General features: G+C 74.4%; 23 protein-coding genes. 8 read left to right on the top strand and 15 right to left on the bottom strand.

Annotated features, from left to right (window positions below; translation table 11 throughout):
• Window positions 1-9: 9 nt before the first annotated feature.
• The 3 genes from ACIGNX_RS31650 (at window position 10) to ACIGNX_RS31640 (ending at window position 2421) form a co-directional block, all read left to right on the top strand.
• On the top strand, window positions 10-939 hold the full coding sequence (locus ACIGNX_RS31650) for a DUF1996 domain-containing protein (RefSeq protein ID WP_396544676.1): 930 nt from the start codon (window positions 10-12) through the stop codon (window positions 937-939).
• Window positions 940-1029: 90 nt separating this feature from the next.
• Entirely contained in the window at window positions 1030-1635 is a 606-nt protein-coding gene (locus ACIGNX_RS31645) for a DUF2238 domain-containing protein (RefSeq protein ID WP_396544674.1), read from the top strand.
• 75 nt (window positions 1636-1710) lie between these two features.
• Window positions 1711-2421 carry a DUF6319 family protein gene (locus ACIGNX_RS31640; RefSeq protein ID WP_396544672.1) on the top strand — a complete coding sequence of 237 codons (711 nt, stop codon included), beginning with the start codon at window positions 1711-1713 and terminating at the stop codon, window positions 2419-2421.
• 1018 nt (window positions 2422-3439) lie between these two features.
• On the opposite strand, the gene ACIGNX_RS31635 is transcribed toward ACIGNX_RS31640, so the two are convergent.
• Entirely contained in the window at window positions 3440-4957 is a 1518-nt protein-coding gene (locus tag ACIGNX_RS31635) for an alpha/beta hydrolase (protein ID WP_396544670.1), read from the bottom strand.
• 158 nt (window positions 4958-5115) lie between these two features.
• Between ACIGNX_RS31635 and ACIGNX_RS31630 the strand changes: the two genes are divergently transcribed.
• On the top strand, window positions 5116-6003 hold the full coding sequence (locus tag ACIGNX_RS31630; protein WP_396544795.1) for an EamA family transporter: 888 nt from the start codon (window positions 5116-5118) through the stop codon (window positions 6001-6003).
• Between the two features lie 10 nt (window positions 6004-6013).
• Here ACIGNX_RS31630 and ACIGNX_RS31625 read toward each other — a convergent pair whose 3' ends face one another.
• Genes ACIGNX_RS31625 through ACIGNX_RS31585 form a run of 9 tightly spaced genes read right to left on the bottom strand, consistent with a single transcriptional unit; the run spans window position 6014 to window position 10682 of the window.
• Window positions 6014-6484 (bottom strand): hypothetical protein, encoded by a 471-nt coding sequence (locus ACIGNX_RS31625; protein WP_396544668.1) that lies wholly within the window; start codon window positions 6482-6484, stop codon window positions 6014-6016.
• 27 nt (window positions 6485-6511) lie between these two features.
• On the bottom strand, window positions 6512-7585 hold the full coding sequence (locus tag ACIGNX_RS31620; RefSeq protein ID WP_396544666.1) for an ATP-dependent DNA ligase: 1074 nt from the start codon (window positions 7583-7585) through the stop codon (window positions 6512-6514).
• A gap of 26 nt (window positions 7586-7611) precedes the next feature.
• Window positions 7612-8145, bottom strand: coding sequence for an alkaline shock response membrane anchor protein AmaP (locus ACIGNX_RS31615; protein ID WP_396544664.1), 534 nt, complete (start codon window positions 8143-8145; stop codon window positions 7612-7614).
• Entirely contained in the window at window positions 8142-8645 is a 504-nt protein-coding gene (locus ACIGNX_RS31610; protein WP_396544662.1) for a DUF6286 domain-containing protein, read from the bottom strand. Before ACIGNX_RS31610 ends, ACIGNX_RS31615 begins: the two co-directional genes overlap by 4 nt.
• Window positions 8646-8966: an Asp23/Gls24 family envelope stress response protein gene (locus tag ACIGNX_RS31605; protein WP_396544660.1), complete on the bottom strand. Its 321-nt coding sequence runs from the start codon at window positions 8964-8966 to the stop codon at window positions 8646-8648.
• The gene (locus ACIGNX_RS31600; protein WP_396544659.1) at window positions 8963-9139 is read right to left on the bottom strand and encodes a hypothetical protein; all 177 of its coding nucleotides are present in this window, start codon (window positions 9137-9139) and stop codon (window positions 8963-8965) included. Before ACIGNX_RS31600 ends, ACIGNX_RS31605 begins: the two co-directional genes overlap by 4 nt.
• A complete protein-coding gene (locus tag ACIGNX_RS31595; protein WP_396544658.1) occupies window positions 9136-9399 on the bottom strand; it encodes a hypothetical protein in 264 nt (87 codons plus the stop codon). The genes ACIGNX_RS31600 and ACIGNX_RS31595 overlap by 4 nt, the downstream gene beginning before the upstream one ends.
• On the bottom strand, window positions 9396-9872 hold the full coding sequence (locus ACIGNX_RS31590) for an Asp23/Gls24 family envelope stress response protein (RefSeq protein WP_396544656.1): 477 nt from the start codon (window positions 9870-9872) through the stop codon (window positions 9396-9398). Before ACIGNX_RS31590 ends, ACIGNX_RS31595 begins: the two co-directional genes overlap by 4 nt.
• Before the next feature lie 36 nt (window positions 9873-9908).
• Complete coding sequence (locus ACIGNX_RS31585; protein WP_396544793.1) at window positions 9909-10682, bottom strand: pyrimidine reductase family protein; 774 nt, start codon at window positions 10680-10682, stop codon at window positions 9909-9911.
• Window positions 10683-10721: 39 nt separating this feature from the next.
• Between ACIGNX_RS31585 and zapE the strand changes: the two genes are divergently transcribed.
• Window positions 10722-11732, top strand: coding sequence for a cell division protein ZapE (gene zapE, locus ACIGNX_RS31580; protein WP_396544654.1), 1011 nt, complete (start codon window positions 10722-10724; stop codon window positions 11730-11732).
• 67 nt (window positions 11733-11799) lie between these two features.
• The gene (locus ACIGNX_RS31575; protein WP_396544652.1) at window positions 11800-12042 is read left to right on the top strand and encodes a DUF3040 domain-containing protein; all 243 of its coding nucleotides are present in this window, start codon (window positions 11800-11802) and stop codon (window positions 12040-12042) included.
• A gap of 13 nt (window positions 12043-12055) precedes the next feature.
• On the opposite strand, the gene ACIGNX_RS31570 is transcribed toward ACIGNX_RS31575, so the two are convergent.
• Window positions 12056-12943 (bottom strand): hypothetical protein, encoded by an 888-nt coding sequence (locus tag ACIGNX_RS31570; RefSeq protein WP_396544650.1) that lies wholly within the window; start codon window positions 12941-12943, stop codon window positions 12056-12058.
• A gap of 107 nt (window positions 12944-13050) precedes the next feature.
• Here ACIGNX_RS31570 and ACIGNX_RS31565 point away from each other — a divergent pair, with 107 nt between their 5' ends.
• The gene (locus ACIGNX_RS31565; RefSeq protein ID WP_396544648.1) at window positions 13051-14670 is read left to right on the top strand and encodes an ABC-F family ATP-binding cassette domain-containing protein; all 1620 of its coding nucleotides are present in this window, start codon (window positions 13051-13053) and stop codon (window positions 14668-14670) included.
• 18 nt (window positions 14671-14688) lie between these two features.
• Here the strand turns inward: ACIGNX_RS31565 and ACIGNX_RS31560 are convergent, their stop codons facing one another.
• The 4 genes from ACIGNX_RS31560 to rocD form a co-directional block, all read right to left on the bottom strand.
• A complete protein-coding gene (locus tag ACIGNX_RS31560) occupies window positions 14689-15543 on the bottom strand; it encodes an NAD(P)H-hydrate dehydratase (RefSeq protein WP_396544647.1) in 855 nt (284 codons plus the stop codon).
• On the bottom strand, window positions 15521-16228 hold the full coding sequence (locus ACIGNX_RS31555) for a histidine phosphatase family protein (RefSeq protein WP_396544645.1): 708 nt from the start codon (window positions 16226-16228) through the stop codon (window positions 15521-15523). Before ACIGNX_RS31555 ends, ACIGNX_RS31560 begins: the two co-directional genes overlap by 23 nt.
• Before the next feature lie 54 nt (window positions 16229-16282).
• On the bottom strand, window positions 16283-17656 hold the full coding sequence (locus ACIGNX_RS31550; protein ID WP_396544643.1) for a DUF2252 domain-containing protein: 1374 nt from the start codon (window positions 17654-17656) through the stop codon (window positions 16283-16285).
• A gap of 94 nt (window positions 17657-17750) precedes the next feature.
• The gene (rocD, locus tag ACIGNX_RS31545; protein WP_396544641.1) at window positions 17751-18977 is read right to left on the bottom strand and encodes an ornithine--oxo-acid transaminase; all 1227 of its coding nucleotides are present in this window, start codon (window positions 18975-18977) and stop codon (window positions 17751-17753) included.
• Between the two features lie 142 nt (window positions 18978-19119).
• Between rocD and ACIGNX_RS31540 the strand changes: the two genes are divergently transcribed.
• Complete coding sequence (locus ACIGNX_RS31540; protein ID WP_396544640.1) at window positions 19120-19989, top strand: PPK2 family polyphosphate kinase; 870 nt, start codon at window positions 19120-19122, stop codon at window positions 19987-19989.
• Window positions 19990-20047: the final 58 nt, after the last annotated feature.

The following is a 20047-nucleotide window of genomic DNA, read 5'->3' as shown; positions in this document are numbered from 1 at the left end:
GAGACCAGGATGAACGCGAGAGTGAGAGGTGTCATCGGCGCCGCGTCCGCCGCGCTGGCACTGGCCCTGATCGGGTCGGTGATCGCTTACCAGCCGGCGGGCGCGGGCGCCAACCACGGAAACCACCCGGCCGCACCGGACGCGCACCAGGCCGCGGCCATCGAGGGCCAGGCCGGCATCCAGGCCGCGTCGGAGTTCCGCGCCAACTGCCGCGCGAGCCACCGGTCCGGCAACGACCCGATCGTCTACCCCAACCAGACCGGCGCGTCGCACGTGCACGAGTTCTTCGGCAACCGGTCGACCAACGCCTCGTCCACGTACACGTCGCTCAAGGCGGCGGGCACCACGTGCGACCCGCTGGTCGACCTGTCGGCCTACTGGGTGCCCACCCTCTACAAGAACGGGCAGCCGGTCGCGCCGGAGAGCGTCACCGTGTACTACCAGGGCATCCACGACATGCAGCGCGCCGTCGCCCACCCGCCGAACCTGAGGTACGTCGTCGGCAACGCCCGGGCCACCAGCCCGGACCAGAACCCGTCCGCGCGGTGGTCGTGCACCACGCAGTCGCCGTCCAGCCGGGACTTCATGAACTGCCCGGCCGGCACCAAGCTGGAGACCTACCTCGACTTCCCGACCTGCTGGAACGGCCGGGACCTCGACAGCGCCAACCACAAGGACCACATCGTGTTCTGGGCGGGCTCCTGCCCGTCCACGCACCCCGTGGTCCTGCCCAGGCTGGAGTTCCTGATCACCTACCCCGTCAACGGCACCGGGCTGTCGCTGGGCGGCACGGTGAACGGGGTCAACGTCACCAACGCGCCGGGGTACACCTTCCACGGTGACTTCATCAACGCGTGGGACCAGCCGGAGCTCGAACGACGGGTGCGCGACTGCATCAACGCGGGGCGCATCTGCGGCACAAGCGGCAACCCGATCTGAGGGTCGCGCGGGGCGGCGGGGGAGCACCTCCGCCGCCCGTCCACTTCGGACTCGTGCGCCGGGCGGCCCGGCAGTGGCAGGATCTGCGGGGTGCAGCGCTCGGACCGCCTCCCGATCACCCTCGGTGCGCTCGTCGTCGTGGCCGTCGCCGTGTCCGTCGTCCGGCCGAAGAGCTACGGCACGTGGCTGCTGGAGGTCGCGCCGATCCTCGTCGCGCTGCCCCTGCTGGTGTGGACGCGCCGGCGGTTCCCGCTGACCCGGCTCGCGTACTGGCTCGTCTTCGGGCACGCCCTGGTGCTCGCGCTCGGCGGCCACTACACCTACGCCGAGGTGCCGCTGGGCGAGCTGCCGTGGACCGACCGCAACCACTACGACCGGTTCGCCCACTTCGTGCAGGGCTTCGTGCCCGCCGTGCTCGCGCGGGAGGTCCTGCTGCGCCGGACGCCGCTGCGGCCGGGGCGGTGGACGTTCTTCCTCGTGTCGGCGACGTGCCTGGCGATCAGCGCCGGGTACGAGTTCGTGGAGTGGGCGGGCGCGGTGGTCGGCGGTGAGTCGGCGACGGACTTCCTCGGCACGCAGGGTGATGTGTGGGACACCCACTGGGACATGCTCCTCGCGCTGGTGGGTTCCGTGGTCGCGCAGTGGGTGCTGGGGCGGGTGCACGACCGGCAGCTCGCGGGATTGTCGGTGGCGTAGGGCAAGCTGCACCCGACGGATCTCGGGTTGGTCGTGGCGCGGTGGGCCGTGCCGGGTCGTGGAGGTTGGTAGGCGATGGCGAAGGCGAAGCAGAACTCGTTGTCCGAGCAGGACATCGACCACCTGCGTGCGGAGCTGGCCGCGGGCCGCCCGCCCGTGGTCTGGTTCACCTCCGCCGCGGTGGGGGTGGAGGCCGGGCGGTCGGCGAAGGTGGTGGCGTTCAGCGAGCCGGCGGAGGGCGACTTCATCCAGGTGCGGCCGACGGGGGAGAAGGACGACCTGTCGTTCTCGCCGGCCGAGCTGACCGTGGAGAAGCCCGCGCCGCGCAAGCGTGCGCCGGCCAAGCCGGAGCCGGCCGCGGCGACCGCCGGGGCGCCTGCCGCGGGTCTCGCGCCGGTCGAGCACATCTACACGCCCGCCCCGGCCCCCGCTCCCGCGCCGCCGAAGCCGAAGCCCGCGCCGGCCCCCGCCCCGCCCGCCACCGCGCCGGACCGCCGCCCGGCCGCGCGCAAGCAGGCGAAGCCCGCCGAGGTGACGGTGACGCTGACGTCGACCGCGGAGGGCGAGTGGACGGTCGACGTGCAGTGGGGTGCGAAGCGGACGTTGAAGGCCGCGCCGGTCGCCGCTTCGGCGGTGTCGCAGGCGGCCAAGCTCCTGCCGCCGGAGGTCGACGAGGCGGTCGAGAGCGTGCTCAGCGCGGCCCGCGAACGCCACCTCGCCCGGGTCGAGCAGCTGCGGGCGGAGTTGGAGGCGGCGCAGCGGGCGCTGGCCGAGCTGACGGGGTGAGGCCGGGCTGCTGACCTGGGGAGAACACGTATTGCAACGTCTTGATGATAACCGTTCCGCGATCGGGTGAGGGTACTTCCCCTGGCCGGCGGTAGGGGCGGACCGTGGGGTCGAAATACCTTCGGTCGCACGAAGTCCCTCGACGCCGCGGAGGCACAAGATGGTTGTTGAGATCACGACGGCTGACCAGGCGGAGCTCGGCAGCTGCGGCTGCTGCACCGGATGCACCGGCCCGGGCTGCGGGTGTTGCTCGAGCTGCTGATCCGCCGACACGGCCAAACCGATCCCGAGCCCCGGCCGCCCCAGCGAGCCGGGGCCACGGCCCACCACCACCCCGCGATCCCCAACCGACCACCCCAACCACCCGCACCCCTGCGCGCACCCACCGCGCGCCAGCACCGACCGCCATCACCTCGCGCCACCACCGCGCCCTTCCGCGGGAACAGGCACCGCGCCGTGTCGCCAGAACCGGCCACGCCGTTCCACCGCAACCGGCGGCGCGGCCTGTCCTCAGGTGGCCTATCTCAGCGCGGCCTATCCCAGGGCGGGCAGCGCGGCCTGTCTCAGAACCGGTAGCGCGGCCCTCCGCCGCAACCGATAGCGCGCCCCGTCGCCAGAACCGGCATCGCGCCTCGCCATCACCGGCGCCACCCGCGCGGTCGCCGGGCGCAGCACCACTTCGCCCACGCCACTACGCACCACCGCAGCTTCCACCGCAGGCCCGGTTGCGCCGGCCGCCATGACCTGCCATCACCGCCCGCCGGGGTGCTCCGGCCCCATCGTCCGCCACCGCTGCCGGCCGGGTTGCGCAGGCCGCCGGCCGGATCGGGCAGGCTGCCGGCCGCGTTGGGCGTCGCCACTGTCGCCGTCGGTGCCGCCGGTGCGTCCGACCGGAGCCCAAGCCGGAGCGAGTGGGGGCAGGCCGGGGTGGTTTCGGCGCACCGCTGGTTTCAACCGATGTACGGTAACGCCGTTTCCGTACACTTTCCGGCCGGCTTCACCCCATCGGGTACCCGGATCACGGGGGGCAGACCGTGCCGTCCGCCGGCACCTTGGCGTTCACCAGGAACTCCTCCGCCGCCCGCGTCGCGCACGCCGACTGGCCGAGCGCCCCGTGACCCCCACCCTGCCAGCCCACCACGACCCCCGCCGGCAGGGCCTGCGCCGCACGCTCGCTCCCCTCCCGGGGTGTCACCGGATCGGTCGACGTGGTCAGCACGAGGACCGGCGGGGCACCGCTCAGCTTCGGCACCTTGACCTGCTGCGGCACGGGGAAGGGACCGCACGCCAGCAGCCGGCGGGCGAAGTAGGCGCCGAACAGCGGGTGCTTCGAGCGCCAGTCCTCCGTCAGCCCGCTCACCCGCTCGGGCGGAACGCGGGTCGTCGTGTCGTTGCAGCCGGTGATGAGCCCGGCGTCGATGCGCGGCGGGTCGTCGTCCTGCTCCAGCAGCACCGGCTCGACGAACGCCCGCAGCTTGGCGCCGTCACCGCCCTCCGCCGCCACGATCGCCTCCGCCAGCGCCCCCCACCGCGGCCGGTCGGCCAGGCCCGCCAGCACGGCCTCCGTCGCGGTGCCCGGGGTGAGGTCGAAGTCGTCCCCGCGCAACGGCTTGTCCCGCAACGCCGCCAACAGCCCCTTGAACCGGTCCGTCGCACCCGCCCCCAGCGGGCACCCCCGGAGCACGCAGTCCTTCTGGAACGCCGCGAACGTCTCCTCCGCCGCCACCGCCCGCGTCTGCGCCACCGCCGTCACGTCCAGCGTCGGGTCCGGCGCGCCGTCCAGCACCACCCGCCCGATCCGGTCCGGGAACCGCGCCGCGTACAGCGACACCACCCTCGACCCCTCGCCGAACCCGATCGCGTTCAGGTGCGGCACCTGCAACGCCTCGCGCAGCTGCTCCAGGTCCGCCGACGCGCGCCACGAGTCCAGCGCGGGCAGCCGGTTCTCCATGTCGAGCACGCACTCGCGGCTGGCCAGCGTGTACGCGTCCACCAGCTCCTCGGGCGACGCCGCCCCGGGATCGGCCTCCACGATCCCGACCCGCGCCGCGTCCGGCACGCACTGCACGGCGTCCGACTGGCCGGTACCGCGCCGGTCCACGCCGATCAGCGTGAACGTGCTCAGCACGCTCGCGGGCAGGCTCGCCGCCAACCGCGCCGCCTTCACCGTGCCCGGCTCGCCACCCGCCTCGCCGACGACGACCAGCGGGCTGCCGCCGGTGCCCACCCGCAGCAGCGACAGGCCGAGGCTGCCCCGCCCGGGACGGCTCGGCACGTCCAGCCGCACGGTGACCTGCGCGCACTCGTACTCCCACGTGCCCGCCGGCGCCGAACCGCCCATCCGCGCCCGCGCCGAGTCCGTGCACGACGACCAGGCCAGGCCCGGCGACTCGTAGCTCTCCAGCGGCGGCACCTCGCGGGGGCCCGCGGGGGCGGTCGACTCCGACGGCGACGAGCCGTCACCGCGCACGGCGATCACCGGCCGGGTCGACGGGCCCGCGCTGCACGCGGCCAGCGCGCTCAGGGCCACCAGCATCGAAGTGACGTGACGCCGACGCGGCACAGCGGTCCCTCGCTCTCTCCCACGGCGTTGGTCTCCCGATGGGCTGGTGGAGAGCCTCACACAGTCCAGGTGAGACTTCGGTGAGCGGGCTGGGGGAGGATGTCGGCGTGGTCACGGTGCACATCGAGGGCATTCCCCAGCGCAGGTTCCGCCGCCCGGCGCCGTTCGCGGTCGCTGCCAGGGCGTTCGGCGCGATCCCACCGCCCGCCCTGGTGCTGCTGGGCGTGGTGAGCGTGCAGGTCGGCGCGGCCGTGGCCAAGCAGTTGTTCACCCAGGCGGGCGCCGCGGGCACGGTCACGCTCCGGCTCGTGCTGGCCGCGGCGGTCCTGCTGCTGGTGTGGCGGCCGTCGCTGCGACTGGACCGGCGGACGTACGCGGTCGTCGTCGGCTACGGCCTGGTGCTCGGCGCGATGAACCTGAGCTTCTACCAGGCGATCAAGCACATCCCGCTGGGCGCGGCGGTGACCATCGAGTTCCTGGGCCCGCTCGCGGTGGCCGTGCTGGGGTCGCGGCGCTGGCTGGACGGCCTGTGGGCGCTGCTCGCGGCGGCCGGTGTGCTGCTGCTCACGCGGGTCGACGGCGGGTTGTCGCTGCCGGGCGTGCTGTTCGCGGCGGGCGCGGGCGCGTGCTGGGCCGGGTACATCCTGCTGACCGCGGCGCTGGGCAGCCGCACGGCCGACGGCAAGGGCCTGGCCCTGGCGATGGTGGTCGGCGCGGCCCTGGCGCTGCCGTTCGGGGTGGCCGAGGCGGGCACGACGCTGCTCGACCCGGGTGTGCTCGCCGCGGGCGCGGCGGTGGCGCTGCTGTCCTCGGTGGTCCCGTACTCGCTGGAGCTGGAGGCGCTGCGCAAGATCCCGCCGCGCGTGTTCGGCATCCTGATGAGCCTGGAACCGGCGGTCGCGGCGCTCGCCGGGCTCGTCCTGCTGCACGAGTCGCTGCGCCCGGCGCAGTGGGTGGCGGTGTTCTGCGTGGTGCTGGCGTCGGTCGGGGCGACCCGCACGGCGAAGCCGGACGTGTGACCGGGACCGCTCAGTCCTTGGGCCGGGCGTCCGCGGGCGGCTCCTCGACGCTGAGCCGCCCGTCGACGAGCTCGCCGCCGCGCTGCTCGAAGATCGTGGCGTAGCTCGCCGCGTACCTGCGGTAGACGGCCAGCACCTCGTCGCCCGTCGCGGCGGCCACGTCGGCCCGGAACTCGTCGCGCAGCCGCCGCACCGTGTTCACGGCGCTGCGCCGCTTCAGGCTGTGCAGGTAGGGCCGGAACGTGACGTTCAGCCCGCCGACCACGGCCGCGGTCAGCAGCAGCACCTTGCCCAGCGCCGTCTCCGACGAGGTGAAGCCCACCGCCAGCACGGCGGGCACCAGGATCAGCACCACGGTGTAGAACAGCCCGGTGGTGCGGTGCACCACGCGCCACGCCGACAACCGCCGGCAGTCCTGCCACATGCGGTCGTCCAGTTCCCGGATCAGCGCGTCGACACTCGTCGGAGCAACGTCAGCCACGGACCGGGACGGTACCGACCCGGGCGGTCACGCGGGGCGGACTTCGCCGCGCAGCACCGATTCCACGTCGTACCGCGCGGGCTGGTCGAGCTGGTCGTAGCCGCACGACGCCGGCTCGCGGTCGGGCCGCCAGCGGCGGAACTGGCCGTTGTGCCGCAACCGGGCCGGCGCCGCGCCCTCGGTCTGCGAGTAGGCGATCTCCAGCACCCGCTCGGGCCGGACCGGCACCCAGTCGGCGTGCTTGCCGCGCCACCGGTTGACCTCACCGGGCAGCCGGCGGCCGTCCGGCTCCACCAGCCACGGGTGCTCGCCGGTGGTGATCAGGTCGCGGAACTCCTCGGCCAGCTCGCGCCGCTCGGCCGCCTTGAACGAGCCGACCACGCCGACGTGGTGCAGCACGCCCGCCTCGTCGTGCAGGCCGAGCAGCAGCGAGCCGACCGCCGTGCCCGGTTCCGTGTCCTTGTGCCAGCGCAGCCCGGCGACCACGCACTCGGCGGTGCGGGCGTGCTTGACCTTGATCATGCTGCGCTTGCCGGGCGTGTACTCGCCGTCGGCGGGCTTGCCGATGACCCCGTCCAGCCCCGCGCCCTCGAACAGCTCGAACCACTGCGCCGCCAGGCCGCCGTCGGTGGTCGCGGGCGTGAGGTAGAGGCCGTCGCCGGGCGTGACCAGGCCCTCCAACGTCGACCGGCGCTCGGCGCACGGCCGCTCCAGCAGCACGTCGTCGCCCACGGCCAGCACGTCGAACGCGACGAAGCCGGCGGGCGTTTGCTCCGACAGCAGCCGCACCCGGCTGGCGGCCGGGTGGATGCGCTCGGACAGCGCGTCGAAGTCCAGCTTGCCGTCCTTGGCCACGACCAGCTCGCCGTCGACCACCACCCGGGGCGGCAGGGTCCGCTTCAACGCGGCCTCCGCCTCCGGGAAGTACCGGTTGAGCGGCTTGCCGCTGCGGGACTGCAGGAACACCTCGTCGCCGTCGCGGAACACCAGGCAGCGGTAGCCGTCCCACTTCGGCTCGAACACCAAATCCACGTCGGTCGGGATCGCGTCCACCGCCGTGGCCAGCATCGGCTGCAGGGGAGGGGTCAACGGGAGCGCCACGCGGCCATCCTGCCGGGTGGGGTCGATCAGCGCACGCGTTGTCGCGGCCTCTTGTCCAGATCGAGCCGCACCGCGGTGGGCAGCACGTCCACGCCGAGCGCGGCGCGTGCCCGCGACAGCACCCGGTCGTCCAGTTCCAGCCACACCCCGGTCAGGTCCGTGCCGTGCCGCAGCGTCAGCCGCAGCCGCAGCGCGGGCGTGCCGACGACGGCCACCCGCGCCCCGTCCACGCCCGGCAGCCCCTCGGCGTCGGCCCGCACCGCCGACGCCAGCGCCTTGGCGGTCACCACGACGTCGTCCAGGCGCTGGTCGGGGTGGCGCTCCGGGCGGACCGCGCGCCAGGCCCACCACAGGCCGAGGAGCACGGCCAGCAGGCCGAGGGCGATCAGCCCGATCCGCACGGGCAGCAGGTGCCGCCGGGCCCAGTCCAGCGCGACCGGGTCCAGCACCGGCCGGTCGACCCCGAAGCGGTGCAGCAGCACGGCCGCGGCACCGGCCGCCAGGGCGAGCGCGCCCAGCAGGGACGCCAGCACGCGTTCGACGCGGTTCGAGCGGTTCACGGGCGGTCCTTCGGGGAGATGACCACGACGGACACCTTCGGCGGCACGGGCATCGGCAGCTCGGCCAGCGCCTCGCGGGCCGCCTCCAGCAGCCGGGGCCGCAACGCGGCCTCGTCGTGCGAGTGGCTGGTCGCCCGGACCCGCACCTTGCGCCGCGACGCCGTGACCGACGCGTCCGCCACGCCGTCCTGGGCCCGCACCCGGTGCCCGACCACGCGGGCCAGGGACGCGGGCGAGGTCACCACGCGCACGCCGTCGGCCGGGTCGTCCAGCGGCACGTGCCGCACGCCCGCCCGTGCGGCCACGACCAGCAGGAGCAGCCCCCCGACGGCCACGCACGCGCCGACGACCAGGACCGGCCGGTCGACCCACGACCAGCCGGGTCGGACGAGCCACCCCCGCCCGGCCCACTGCCGGGCGACCGCGACCACCAGCAACGCGCCCGCGGCGGCCAGCGCCAGCCCGAGCAGCGGCGACAACACGCGCAGCAGCACCCGCATCTACACCACCCGCGGTCGGGTGTCGGAGTCCAGCGCGGACACGGTCAGGGCCACCGACCGGACCCGGTGGCCGGTGATCCGCTCGACCTCGTCGGTGACGTGCCGCCGGACGGCCTCGGCCGCGGCGCGCACGGGCGCGGGGTAGCGCAGCGCGAGCCTCACGGCCAGCTCCAGCTCGCCGCCGCCCACCTCGCCGACCTTGATCGCGGCGCTCGGCCGCGCGCCGGGCACGAGCCGGACGGCGCGGGCGGCCAGCTTCCGCACCACGTCGGGGTGGATCTCCAGCGAGCCCGGGTGGTCCTGGTCGTCGGTCTCGGTCACTTGTCGCGGCCCCGGCCGAGCAGGTCGCCCAGGTCCAGCTCGCCGTCCAGGACGCGGCCGGCGACCAGGCCGATCACGCCGACCGCCAGGGTCACCAGGAACGCGGTGAAACCGCTGGTCGCGGCCAGTCCCAGCACCAGGCCCGCCAGCAGGCCGGTCTTCGTCGCGCTCATCTGCCCTCCCACTCCAGGTCGGCCACGACGACGTCCACCGGCGCCCGGCCGGCGACCCGCGCGACGTGCGCCCGCAGCTCCGACACGACCTCGCCGATCGGCCGGTCCGGGCGCAGCACCACCGCCACCTCGACCCGGTCGCCGACCCGGACGCCGTCCACCCGCCGCCCCGGCAGGTAGGAGGCGACCGCGCCGTCCAGCCGCGCCACGTCGGGGTGGGCCAGCAGCACGGCCTCGACGTCCTCCGCCACGTCCGTCACTCGACCCTGGGGCCGGTGCTCGGCGCGCCCTGCTCGTCGTCCTCGGGCAGGTGGATGTCGTTGACCGCGATGTTGACCTCGATGACCTCGAGGCCGGTCATCCGCTCGACCTGGCCGATGATGTTGCGCCGCACGGCCCGCGCCAGGTCGACGATGCCGACGCCGTACTCGACGATGATGTCGAGGTCGATGGCGGCCTGCTTCTCGCCCACCTCGACGGCGACGCCCGCGGTGTTCGAGGTGCCCGCGCCGGGGATGCGCTCGCGCAGCGCGCCGAACGCCCGCGACACGCCGCCGCCGACGGCGTGCACGCCCGCGATCTCCCGGGCCGCGATGCCCGCGACCTTCTGCACGACCGACGAGGCGATCGTGGTCCTGCCCTGCTCGGTGTCGTCGGCCGAGCGGGTGGCCGGCCCCCCGGTGTCCGGCTTGGCGGCGGCGGTGCTCTGGGTCACGGCGCGTCCTCTCCGCATCGGTGCGTGTCCGTACGAGTGCGCACCGTATCGGGATCAGGCCGGTCGGGCGCTCCCGGTCACCGGATCGTGCGTCGCCCTCCGGTACCGCAGCAGGAGGGCGCTGTCGTGGTGCAGCACGGACTCCAGCTCCAGCGACCGGGGCGACGGCGGCAGCGGGCCGACCGCGATCCGGCCGGCGTCACCCCCCGCCAGGAGGGGCGAGTACGTCACGCACAGCACGTCCACCAGGTCGGCGTCGATCAGCGCGCCGAACACCCTCGGACCGCCCTCGCAGTCGACCCGGCGCAGCCCGCGCTCGTCCAGCGCCCGCAGCGCGAGGTCCATGGCCACGGTCTCCTCGCCGGCCACGACGACGTCCGCGCCCGCCGCCGCCAGGGCGTCCCGGCGCTCCCGCGGCGCGGCCCGCGTGGTGAGGACGATCGGCGGCACGGCGGTGCTGGTCAGCAGCGTGGACGTCGGCTCGATCGAGCACCGCCCGGTGACCACCGCGATCGGCGGCACGGGCGCGAGCCCCAGCCGGGCCCGCCGCGACGCCCGCACCTCGCCCGCCTTGACCCCGTGGTAGCCCTCCACCAGCGCCGTGCCCGCGCCGACGAGCACCACGTCGCACAGGTCGCGGCCGAGCATGAACACCCGGCGGTCGGCGTCGTTGCCCAGCCCCTCGGAGCGCCCGGCGACCGACACCGCACCGTCCAGGCTGGACACGAAGTTCACCTGCACCCACGGCCGGTCCAGGCCGGCGGGGTAGTCGTAGAGCCGCTCCAGCTCCTCGTCGGTGACTTCGCCGGCACGTGGTGGCCACAACATCCGCACCGCCACATCCCAGCACGCCGTTACGATCCGGTCATGTCCGCCCCGCCGCGCCTGTCCGACCGCACCCCGCACGTCGCCGCGGACGAGCTGGTGGACGCCATGGTCCCGCCGCCGCGCTTCGACGGCGTCCGCTTCGACACCTACCTGCCCAACCCCGACGAGCCGAGCCAGGCCGCGGCCGTGCGGGTGTGCCGGGAGTTCGCCGAGCGCGTGTCCGAGGGCACCTCCCGGGGCGTGCTCGGCCGGCTGTTCAAGCGCTCCGGCGCGGACGACGCCAAGCCCGGCCTGTACCTCGACGGCGGGTTCGGCGTCGGCAAGACCCACCTGCTGGCCTCGCTGTGGCACGCCGTGCCCGGCCCGAAGGCGTACGGCACGTTCGTGGAGCTGACCAACCTCGTCGGCGCGCTGGGCTTCGCCGAGACCGTGCGCCGGCTGTCCGGGCACCGGCTGCTCGCGATCGACGAGTTCGAGCTGGACGACCCCGGCGACACGATGCTGGTCACGCGGCTGATCAAGGAGCTGACCGCGGCGGGCGTCTCGGTCGCGGCCACGTCCAACACGCTGCCCGACAAGCTGGGCGAGGGCCGGTTCGCCGCCGCGGACTTCCTGCGCGAGATCCAGTCGCTGTCGGCGAAGTTCGGCGTGGTGCGCGTCGACGGACCCGACTACCGCCACCGCGGCCTGCCCGACGCGCCGCCGCCCATGACCGACGAGGACCTGGTCGCGAAGTCGCTCGGCACGCCCGGCAGCACGTTGGACGAGTTCGCCGACCTGTGCGACGCGCTGGCCCGGCTGCACCCGTCCAGCTACGGCAGGCTGGTCGACGGCGTGACCGCCGTGCACCTGCGGCACGTCCGGCCCGCGCCGGACCAGGCGGTGGCGCTGCGGCTCGTGGCGCTGGGCGACCGGCTCTACGACCGGGACATCCCGGTGGCCGTGTCCGGGGAGCCGCTCTCGGAGCTGTTCACCGCCGAGATGCTGCGCGGCGGCTACCGCAAGAAGTACCTGCGGGCGGTGTCCCGGCTGGTGGCCCTCTCACGCTGATCTTGCCTGCTCAGACGCCCGTTCGGGCGAGTTTTGCGGTGGGGGCGCCGGGTATCCACCGGCCGTGATGAGCGAAGCGGAACGCCGCACCCTCAGTGAGATCGAGACCAGACTCGCGGACGAGGAGCCGGGCCTGGCCTCGGCGCTCGTCGCCGGGAAGCCCCGGCACCCGGTGCTCAGCTACGCCCTCGTGGCCACCTTCGGGGTCCTCGGCGTGCTGCTGCTGGTCCTCGGGGCGGTCGGCCCCGCCCTGGCGTCGCTGGGGTTCGGCGCGGTGGTCATGCTGGTGCGCGGCTACACCTGGCGGTGAGGGCCCCGGGCGGTCACGGCACCAGGTTCAGCCGGGCCGTGCAGCTGCCCACGCACGCCATCGCGTCGTAGTTCTCCCAGCGTGCCGCCCCTTCCGCGGGGTCGAGCACGAGCAGCCCGGCGAAACCGGCGCCCATCAGCCGCAGCGAGCTCATCCGCGTGTACCCGGTGACCACCCTGGCGTGGCCGGGCACGAAGCTGATGGACGGCCGTTCCGCGCGCACCTCGGCCAGGTACTCGGTGAACGTCGGCGTCGCCGACACCTCCGCCGACAACGCCCTGCCGGTCAGCTCCCGCACCGTGCGCGCCACGTCCCGCCACGTGCCGCGCACCGGCGACCCCTCGGTGCCCAGCCCCAGCTCCGACGCCAGCCGCTCCTGGTCGTACCGGTAGCGGTAGAAGTCCAGCAACCCCTGCACGCACGCGGCCAGCGCCCACGCGTCGGTCTCCTGCCGGGGCGGGCGCGGGCACGGCGGCAGCGTCCGGGTGTCCACCCTGGGCCGCAGCACCTCCTCCACCAGCGCCCGGTCGAACCGCCGCACCACCGGCTCGCCCAGGCCCACGACCTGCGCCAGGTGCGCCAGGTCGTGCACGCGCTGCCGGTAGCGCTCGGCGGCCTCCTCGCGCGGGTCGTCGGCGGGCCACGGCCGCCGCACCACCGCGGGCGCGGCGCGGCCCTCCGGCACGAACGCGACCAGCGGCGCGCCCCAGTGGGGCCGGGCCGCCACGTCCACGTAGCCCCGCCCGACGCGGTGCCGCCACAGCACCACCTCGCCGTTCTCGCACCGCACCGGCACCGGCTCGTCGACCGGCACGCCGTCCTCGGCGCACGGCAGCGCCCCCACCGTCGCCAGCACCCCCAGTTGCGCCGCGACCAGCCGCGCCACGTCGACCGAACCCATCGCCAGCCTCCCCGCATCACCCCTGTGCTCTAGGGAGCCGCGCGCCGGGTCGCAGATACCGCCGAATCCGCTGGCCATAGGCGGGGGTTATGGCCCACCATGCGCGGGTGGGTTTCCTGGATGCCAACGGGCTCGCCTTCCGCCTGCCCGACGGCCGCGAGCTGTTCCGCGACGTGTCGTTCAAAGTGGGCGCCAACAGCGTGGTCGCGCTGGTGGGCGCGAACGGCGTCGGCAAGACGACGTTGCTGCGCATCCTGTCCGACGAGCTGACGCCCACCGCGGGCAGCGTCCGGGTGCAGGGCGGCCTGGGCGTGATGCCGCAGTTCGTCGGCTCGGTCCGCGACGACAGCACCGTGCGCGACCTGCTGCTGGCCGCCTCACCCGCGCCGCTGCGGGCCGCCGCGCGGGCGCTGGACGACGTCGAGCTCCAGCTCATGGAGACCGACGACGAGCCGACCCAGCTGCGGTACGCCGACGCGATCACCACCTGGGGCGAGGTCGGCGGCTACGACGTCGAGGTGCTGTGGGACACCGTCACGGTCGCCGCGCTGGGCGTGCCGTTCGACCGGGCCCGGTTCCGCGAGGTGCGCACCCTGTCCGGCGGCGAGCAGAAGCGGCTGGTGCTGGAGGCGCTGCTGCGCGGTCCGGAGCAGGTGCTGCTGCTGGACGAGCCGGACAACTACCTCGACGTGCCGGGCAAGCGGTGGCTGGAGGAGCGGCTGCGCGAGACCGGCAAGGCCGTGCTGCTGGTCAGCCACGACCGGGAGCTGCTGGACGTGGCGGCGACGCACGTCGTCACGGTGGAGGCGCACTCGGCGTGGACCCACGCCGGGTCCTTCGGCACGTGGCACGCCGCCCGCGCCGCCCGCGTCGAGCGCCTGGCCGAGCAGCACCGCCGCTGGAACGAGGAGCACGACCACCTCAGGGAACTCGTCCGCACGCTCCAGGTCCAGGCCCGGGTGAGCGAGGTGATGGCGGCCAAGTACCGGGTCATGCGGGCGAAGCTGGAGCGGTTCGAGGAGGCCGGTCCGCCACCGGAGCTGCCGACCGACGAGAAGGTGGCGCCCCGGCTGCGCGGCGGCCGCACCGCCGTGCGCGCGATCACCTGCGAGAACCTCGAACTGACCGGGCTGATGAAGCCGTTCGACGTGGAGGTGTTCTTCGCCGACCGGGTGGCCGTCCTCGGCTCGAACGGCTCGGGCAAGAGCCACTTCCTGCGGCTGCTCGGCGGCGGCGAGGTCGCGCACACGGGCGTGTGCCGCCTGGGCGCGCGCGTGGTGCCGGGCCTGTTCGCGCAGACCCACCAGCACCCGGAGTGGGTCGGCCGCACGCTGGTCGACATCCTGTGGCACGGCGAGGACGGCCGCGCGGGCCGCGACCGGGGCGCGGCGATGGCCGTGCTGAGCCGCTACGGCCTGGGCAAGCAGGGCGACCAGCGGTTCGAGACGCTGTCCGGCGGCCAGCAGGCGCGGTTCCAGGTGCTGCTGCTGGAGCTGTCCGGCGCCACGCTGCTGCTGCTGGACGAGCCGACCGACAACCTCGACCTGAACTCGGCGGAGGCGTTGCAGAACGCGCTGGAGGGCTTCACGGGCACCGTCGTGGCCGTCACGCACGACCGCTGGTTCGCCCGCGGCTTCGACCGGTTCCTGCTGTTCCGGTCGGACGGCGAGGTGGTCGAGGTGGACGAGCCGGTGTGGGACGAGACGCGGGTGAAGCGGGCCAGGTAGGCCCGCCCCGCCCCGGTCTCAGCGCGAGCGCAGCTCCACCAGCACCCGCGGCACCTCGTCCAGCAGCTCGCGGGCCAGCATCCCGGTCAGGCCGGTGCGCGGCACCAGCCGCTGGCCGGCCACGGCGTGCACGTGCCCGGCGGAGCAGGTGGCCCGCGCCAGGTCGTCGTGCCGCGCCGCCATGCCGCCGACCAGCCCGGCCAGCACGTCGCCGCTGCCCGACGTGGACAGGCCGACGTGACCGGTGCCGTCCTGCCACACCCGGCCGTCGGGCGCGGCGGTCACGCCCATGAGGTTCACCACCGCGTCGTGCTTCTCGGCGATGCCGACCGCGGCGTCCACGTGGTCCCCGACCTCCGCGCCGAGCAGGAACCCGGCCTCGGTCACGTTCGGGGTGAGCACCAGCCGGCCCCGCACCGGGTCGCCCAACGACGGGTGCGTGCCCAGCGCGCCCAGCGCGAACGCGTCGAGCACCACCGGCCCGCGCGACAGCGGCAGCAGCCGTTCCAGCAGGGCGGCCGTCTCGTCCGGGTCGGTCAGGCCGGGGCCGACGACCAGCACCGCCGCGTCGCCGACCAGGTCGCCCAGTTCGTCCACCGCCTCGCGCGACACCGCGCCGGAGGCCGTCTCGGGCAGCCCGACCACCAGCGCCTCGGGCACCGCCAGCCCGAGCCCGGAGGCGTGCCGGTCCGCCACGGCGAGCTGGAGCGTCACCGCGCCCGTGCGCAGCGCCGCGATGCCGCTCAGCAGCACCGCGCCGGGCACCCGCCGGGAACCGCCGACGATGAGCACCGTGCCGCCGTCGTCGTCCCCCGTCGGCCACTCGCGCAGCAGGGCGGACGTGACCGGCTCAGGCCGAGCGCGTGGTGGCATCGGCGGTCTCCGTCGGCTCGGCCCCGTGCGCCACGAGGTGATCGGTGTCGAACTCGCGCTCCAGGGCCCACCCGCCGTCGTCCTGGCGCCGCCACGACGTCAGCGAGCCGTTGGGCACCGTGGAGTTGTGCGCGTAGGCCAGCATGTCCCGCTCCGGCACGCCCTCCAGCAGGTAGCGCAGCAGGAACGGCGTGATCTCGTGCGCGAACAGCAGCACGCGCCGCCCTTCCAGGTCGCGCACGAGCGACCGCAGCCGCAGCAGCACGTCGGCCCACGACTCACCACCCGGCGGCCGGTAGTAGAACTTGCCGAGCCGCCGCTTGCGCACCAGCTCGTCCGGGTGGCGGTTCGCCACGCCGTGCGTGGTCAGCAGGTCGAGCACCCCCAGCTCGCGGTCGCGCAGCCGCTCGTCCACCAGCGCCCGCGGGTGCCCCGGCAGGGCCAGCGCGGCGGTGGTGATGGTCCGCCGGTACGGCGAGGCGACCACGAGGTCCGGCCACTGCTCGCGGGGCATCGAGGCGAACCACCGCCCCAGGGCCCGCCCCTGGCGCTCGCCCTCCGGGGACAGCGGCACGTCCGCGTCCCGTTCGGCGATGTCGATGACGTCGTGCCCGCCCGACTCCGCCGCTTCGCGCGCCACGTTGCCGGTGCTCTCGCCGTGCCTGATCACTCCGATCCACTCCACCCCGGCAAACCTAGCGGTCCGCGGCCACCGCGGCACTCCAGGAGCGGCCGGCGCTCACCCGACCTCGGCGGGCAGCCGGCCGGACCGGACCGCGGCGGTCAGCTCCTCGTGGTCGGCGCACGTCCGATCGGCGTAGTCGACCGCGTACCGGGTGATCGCCTCGTCCAGCTCGTCGCCGCCCGCGCAGTACCCCGCCAGCAGCCGGGGGTCGACCGAGCGGCTGTGCGCGCGGGCCAGCAGCGCGCCCGCGAGCCGGCCGTAGTCGTCCAGGTCGTCCCGCTTCAACGCGGTCGCGTCGATCTCGCCCTTGCGGTTGCGGAACTGCCGGACGATGAAGTGCCGGTCCCCGATCGTGGTCCAGCCGAGCAGGATGTCGGTCTCGGCCTGCACCAGCCGCGCGCCGTGCACGATCCGCTTGCCCTCGTGCTTCACCGGCGGCGTGCCGAGGAACGGCGCCAGCGCCGACGGCCGCGCCTCCTTGACCTGCAGCACCAGCGCCTCGTCGCCGTTGCCGTGCAGCAGCACGAGGTAGTTGCGCCAGCCGACGCTGCCCGTGCCGACGACCCGGAACGCCACGTCCGACACGCTGTAGCGCATGATCAGGTTGTACCGGGACTCGCGCAGCGTGTCCACGTAGGACGGCAGGGCCGCGGTGACGGACGCCGCCTCCTCGGGGGAGATCCGGGACAGCACGGGGGGATCCGGGACGAACCGGATGTGCTCGCCCTCGCGCCGGGTCCACTTCGCCGCCACCCGGGCGCTGGTGTTGCGGCGCGCCTTGGCCGCCGCCTTGGCGAAGTGGTCCACGAGGTCGTCGGCCTTGGTGCGGGACAGCGCCGACTCGTCGCCCAGCGCGTTCCACGACTCCATGAACGGCATCGCGGCCAGGTGCCGGGCCGCGCCCCGGTAGGCGCGCACCGCGTCGGAGGCCGCGTCGCGGCAGCCCTTCTCCGACACGCCGCCCTCCCGGCCGGCCAGCACCAGCGAGGTGGCCAGCCGCTTGAGGTCCCACTCCCACGGGCCGGGCAGCGTGTCGTCGAAGTCGTTGATGTCCATCACGATCCGCCCCTCGGGCGTGCCGTAGAGGCCGAAGTTCGCCGCGTGCGCATCACCGCACAGCTGTGCCTCCAGCCCGCTGCGCGGGCCCGCGGCCAGGTCGCCCGCCATGAGCCCGGCGCTGCCCCGGAAGAACGCGAACGGCGAGGCGAGCATCCGGCCGACCCGCAGCGGCACCAGGTGCGGCAGGCGGCCCGCGTTCGACGCGTCCACGTACTCGACCACGCCCGGCCGGTCCGGCGCGAGCACCACCTCGCGGTGCGCCTCGTGGCCCACCGCCGCCCGCAGCCGGCGGCCGCGCTCCAGGACCTCCTCGGGTTCGACCCACCGTCCCAGCGCGACGGCCGCCTCGGCCCGCTTGCGTTCTCCCATGCGGGTAAGGATGCCTCCCCGGGCCGGACGGCACGGCCACTTCACGCGTCTGTGACCCGGGTCAACGCCGCGTGGCCCGACACCCCGACCCGGGTCAACGCCGCGTGGTCAACACCTCACCGATCGCGTCCACCCCGCGGTCCAGCTCCTCGCGCGTGATCACCAGCGGGGGAGCGACGCGCAGCGTGTTGTCGTGGGTCTCCTTGCACAGCACGCCGAGCCCGGCCAGCGCCTCGGACGCGACCCGGCCGCGCGGTCCGCCGGGCGCGATCTCCACCCCGGCCCACAGCCCCCGCCCGCGCACCTCGGCCACACCGCGGCCCACCAGCTCGCCGAGCCGCGCGTGCAGGTGGGCGCCCAGCTCGCGGGACCGCCGCTGGTACTCGCCGGTCGCCAGCAGCCGCACCACGGCCAGGCCGACCGCGCACGCCAGCGGGTTGCCGCCGAACGTCGACCCGTGCTCGCCGGGCCGCAGCACGCCCAGCACCGCCCGGCTGCCGACCACGGCGGACACCGGCACGATGCCGCCGCCCAGCGCCTTGCCCAGCGTGTAGAGGTCGGCGCGCACGCCCTCGTGGTCCAGCGCCAGCAGGTCGCCGGTGCGGCCGAGCCCGGACTGGATCTCGTCCGCGATCAGCAGGACGCCGTGCTCGTCGCACAGCGCCCGCGCGCCCGCCAGGTAGCCGGGGGGCGGCACGACCACCCCCGCCTCGCCCTGGATCGGCTCCAGCAGCACCGCGGCCGTCCGCTCGGTGATCGCCTCGCGCAGCGCGTCCAGCGACCCGTACGCGACGACCTTGAAGCCCGGCGTGAACGGACCGAAGTCCGCGCGGGCGGTGTCGTCGGTGGAGAACGAGACGATCGTGGTGGTGCGGCCGTGGAAGTTCGACCCGGCGACCACGATCTCCGCCGTGCCCTCCGGCACGCCCTTCACCCGGTAGGCCCACTTGCGGGCCACCTTGATCGCGGACTCGACGGCCTCCGCGCCGGAGTTCATCGCGAGCACCATCTCGGTGCCGGTCAGCTCGGCCAGCTCCCGGCAGAACACGCCGAACCGGTCGTGGTGGAAGGCGCGGCTGGTGAGCGTGACGCGGCCCAGCTGCTCGACGGCGGCGGCGACGAGGTCGGGGTGGCGGTGGCCGAAGTTCAGCGACGAGTAGCCGGACAGGAAGTCCAGGTAGCGCCGGCCGTCGACGTCGGTCACCCACGCGCCCTCGCCGTGCGAGATCACGACCGGCAGCGGGTGGTAGTTGTGCGTGCTCCACTCCTCGTCGAGCGCGATGAACTGCGAGGAGGTGCGGGCTTCGGCCAAGGCGGTCATGTCACCACAGTAAGGGGCTCGCGCCAGCGATTTCATCCGCTAGGCATTGCGCATCCGTGGTGTTCGTTGCGCAAATCGAACGTATCGCCGTCGATCCGTTGCGCAAGCGGCACGCCGAAGATCGGCGGGTTACCCTCCGACGATGGCCAAGAGATCCGCGCAGGTCCAGTCGATTTCGGACGCCTTCCGGGTGCGACCGGAGGACTTCTCGCTCGCCGGGGTCGACCCGGCCGCGACCCCGGTCGGCCCGAGGTCCAAGGCCGAGGCCGCCGCCGACCTGGCGGTGGTCGGCGAGGAGCTGGACCGGCTCCAGGAGGCGCTGTACGCCGAGGGCACGGGCGGTGGCGGGCGGCGGGTGCTGCTGGTGCTGCAGGGCATGGACACCTCGGGCAAGGGCGGCACGATCCGGCACGTCGCCGGCCTGGTCAACCCGCAGGGCCTGCACATCGCGTCGTTCAAGAAGCCGACGCCGGAGGAGCTGCGGCACGACTTCCTGTGGCGCGTGCGCGGCCAGGTGCCGCAACCGGGCTACATCGGCGTGTTCGACCGCTCGCACTACGAGGACGTGCTGGTCGCGCGGGTGGACGAGCTGGTGCCGTCGGCCGAGTGGCAGCGCCGGTACGGGGAGATCAACGCGTTCGAGGCGGAGCTGGCCGAGCAGGGCGTGACCACGGTGAAGTGCTTCCTGCACATCTCGCCGGAACGGCAGCGCGAACGGCTCATCGCCCGGCTGGAGGACCCGCTCAAGCGCTGGAAGTACAACCCGGCCGACCTGGAGGTGCGCTCCAAGTTCTCCCGCTACCAGCTCGCCTACCAAGACGCCCTGGTCAAGTGCTCGACGCCGGTCGCGCCCTGGTATGCGGTGCCGTCGGACCGCAAGTGGTACCGCAACTGGGTCGTGGCACGGCTGCTGCTGGAGGCCCTGCGGAGCCTCGCGCCCGCCTACCCCGAACCCTCGTACGATCCCGCCGTCGAGTTGGCACGGCTCCGGGACGCCGACCCGTTGCGCTAGACGCAATCTTCGTTGCGCCTCTTGCTTGACTGCAGTGGTCCAGTCCACTGTGGGGATC

Source organism: Actinosynnema sp. NPDC053489, from assembly GCF_044544865.1.
Classification (GTDB): Bacteria; Actinomycetota; Actinomycetes; order Mycobacteriales; family Pseudonocardiaceae; genus Actinosynnema.
Note: the sequence above shows the minus strand (reverse complement) of the source record. Positions and strands in the feature narration are given on the sequence as shown.

Bases quoted from the DNA above. Each gene is read 5' to 3' on its own strand.
- ACIGNX_RS31540 (WP_396544640.1), top strand. From the start codon at position 19,120: ATGGCCAAGAGATCCGCGCAGGTCCAGTCGATTTCGGACGCCTTCCGG.
- ACIGNX_RS31585 (WP_396544793.1), bottom strand. From the start codon at position 10,682: ATGTTGTGGCCACCACGTGCCGGCGAAGTCACCGACGAGGAGCTGGAG.
- ACIGNX_RS31650 (WP_396544676.1), top strand. From the start codon at position 10: ATGAACGCGAGAGTGAGAGGTGTCATCGGCGCCGCGTCCGCCGCGCTG.
- ACIGNX_RS31550 (WP_396544643.1), bottom strand. From the start codon at position 17,656: ATGGGAGAACGCAAGCGGGCCGAGGCGGCCGTCGCGCTGGGACGGTGG.
- ACIGNX_RS31610 (WP_396544662.1), bottom strand. From the start codon at position 8,645: ATGCGGGTGCTGCTGCGCGTGTTGTCGCCGCTGCTCGGGCTGGCGCTG.
- ACIGNX_RS31575 (WP_396544652.1), top strand. From the start codon at position 11,800: ATGAGCGAAGCGGAACGCCGCACCCTCAGTGAGATCGAGACCAGACTC.
- ACIGNX_RS31590 (WP_396544656.1), bottom strand. From the start codon at position 9,872: ATGCGGAGAGGACGCGCCGTGACCCAGAGCACCGCCGCCGCCAAGCCG.
- ACIGNX_RS31635 (WP_396544670.1), bottom strand. From the start codon at position 4,957: ATGCTGGTGGCCCTGAGCGCGCTGGCCGCGTGCAGCGCGGGCCCGTCG.
- rocD (WP_396544641.1), bottom strand. From the start codon at position 18,977: ATGACCGCCTTGGCCGAAGCCCGCACCTCCTCGCAGTTCATCGCGCTC.
- ACIGNX_RS31570 (WP_396544650.1), bottom strand. From the start codon at position 12,943: ATGGGTTCGGTCGACGTGGCGCGGCTGGTCGCGGCGCAACTGGGGGTG.
- zapE (WP_396544654.1), top strand. From the start codon at position 10,722: ATGTCCGCCCCGCCGCGCCTGTCCGACCGCACCCCGCACGTCGCCGCG.
- ACIGNX_RS31640 (WP_396544672.1), top strand. From the start codon at position 1,711: ATGGCGAAGGCGAAGCAGAACTCGTTGTCCGAGCAGGACATCGACCAC.
- ACIGNX_RS31600 (WP_396544659.1), bottom strand. From the start codon at position 9,139: ATGAGCGCGACGAAGACCGGCCTGCTGGCGGGCCTGGTGCTGGGACTG.
- ACIGNX_RS31560 (WP_396544647.1), bottom strand. From the start codon at position 15,543: ATGCCACCACGCGCTCGGCCTGAGCCGGTCACGTCCGCCCTGCTGCGC.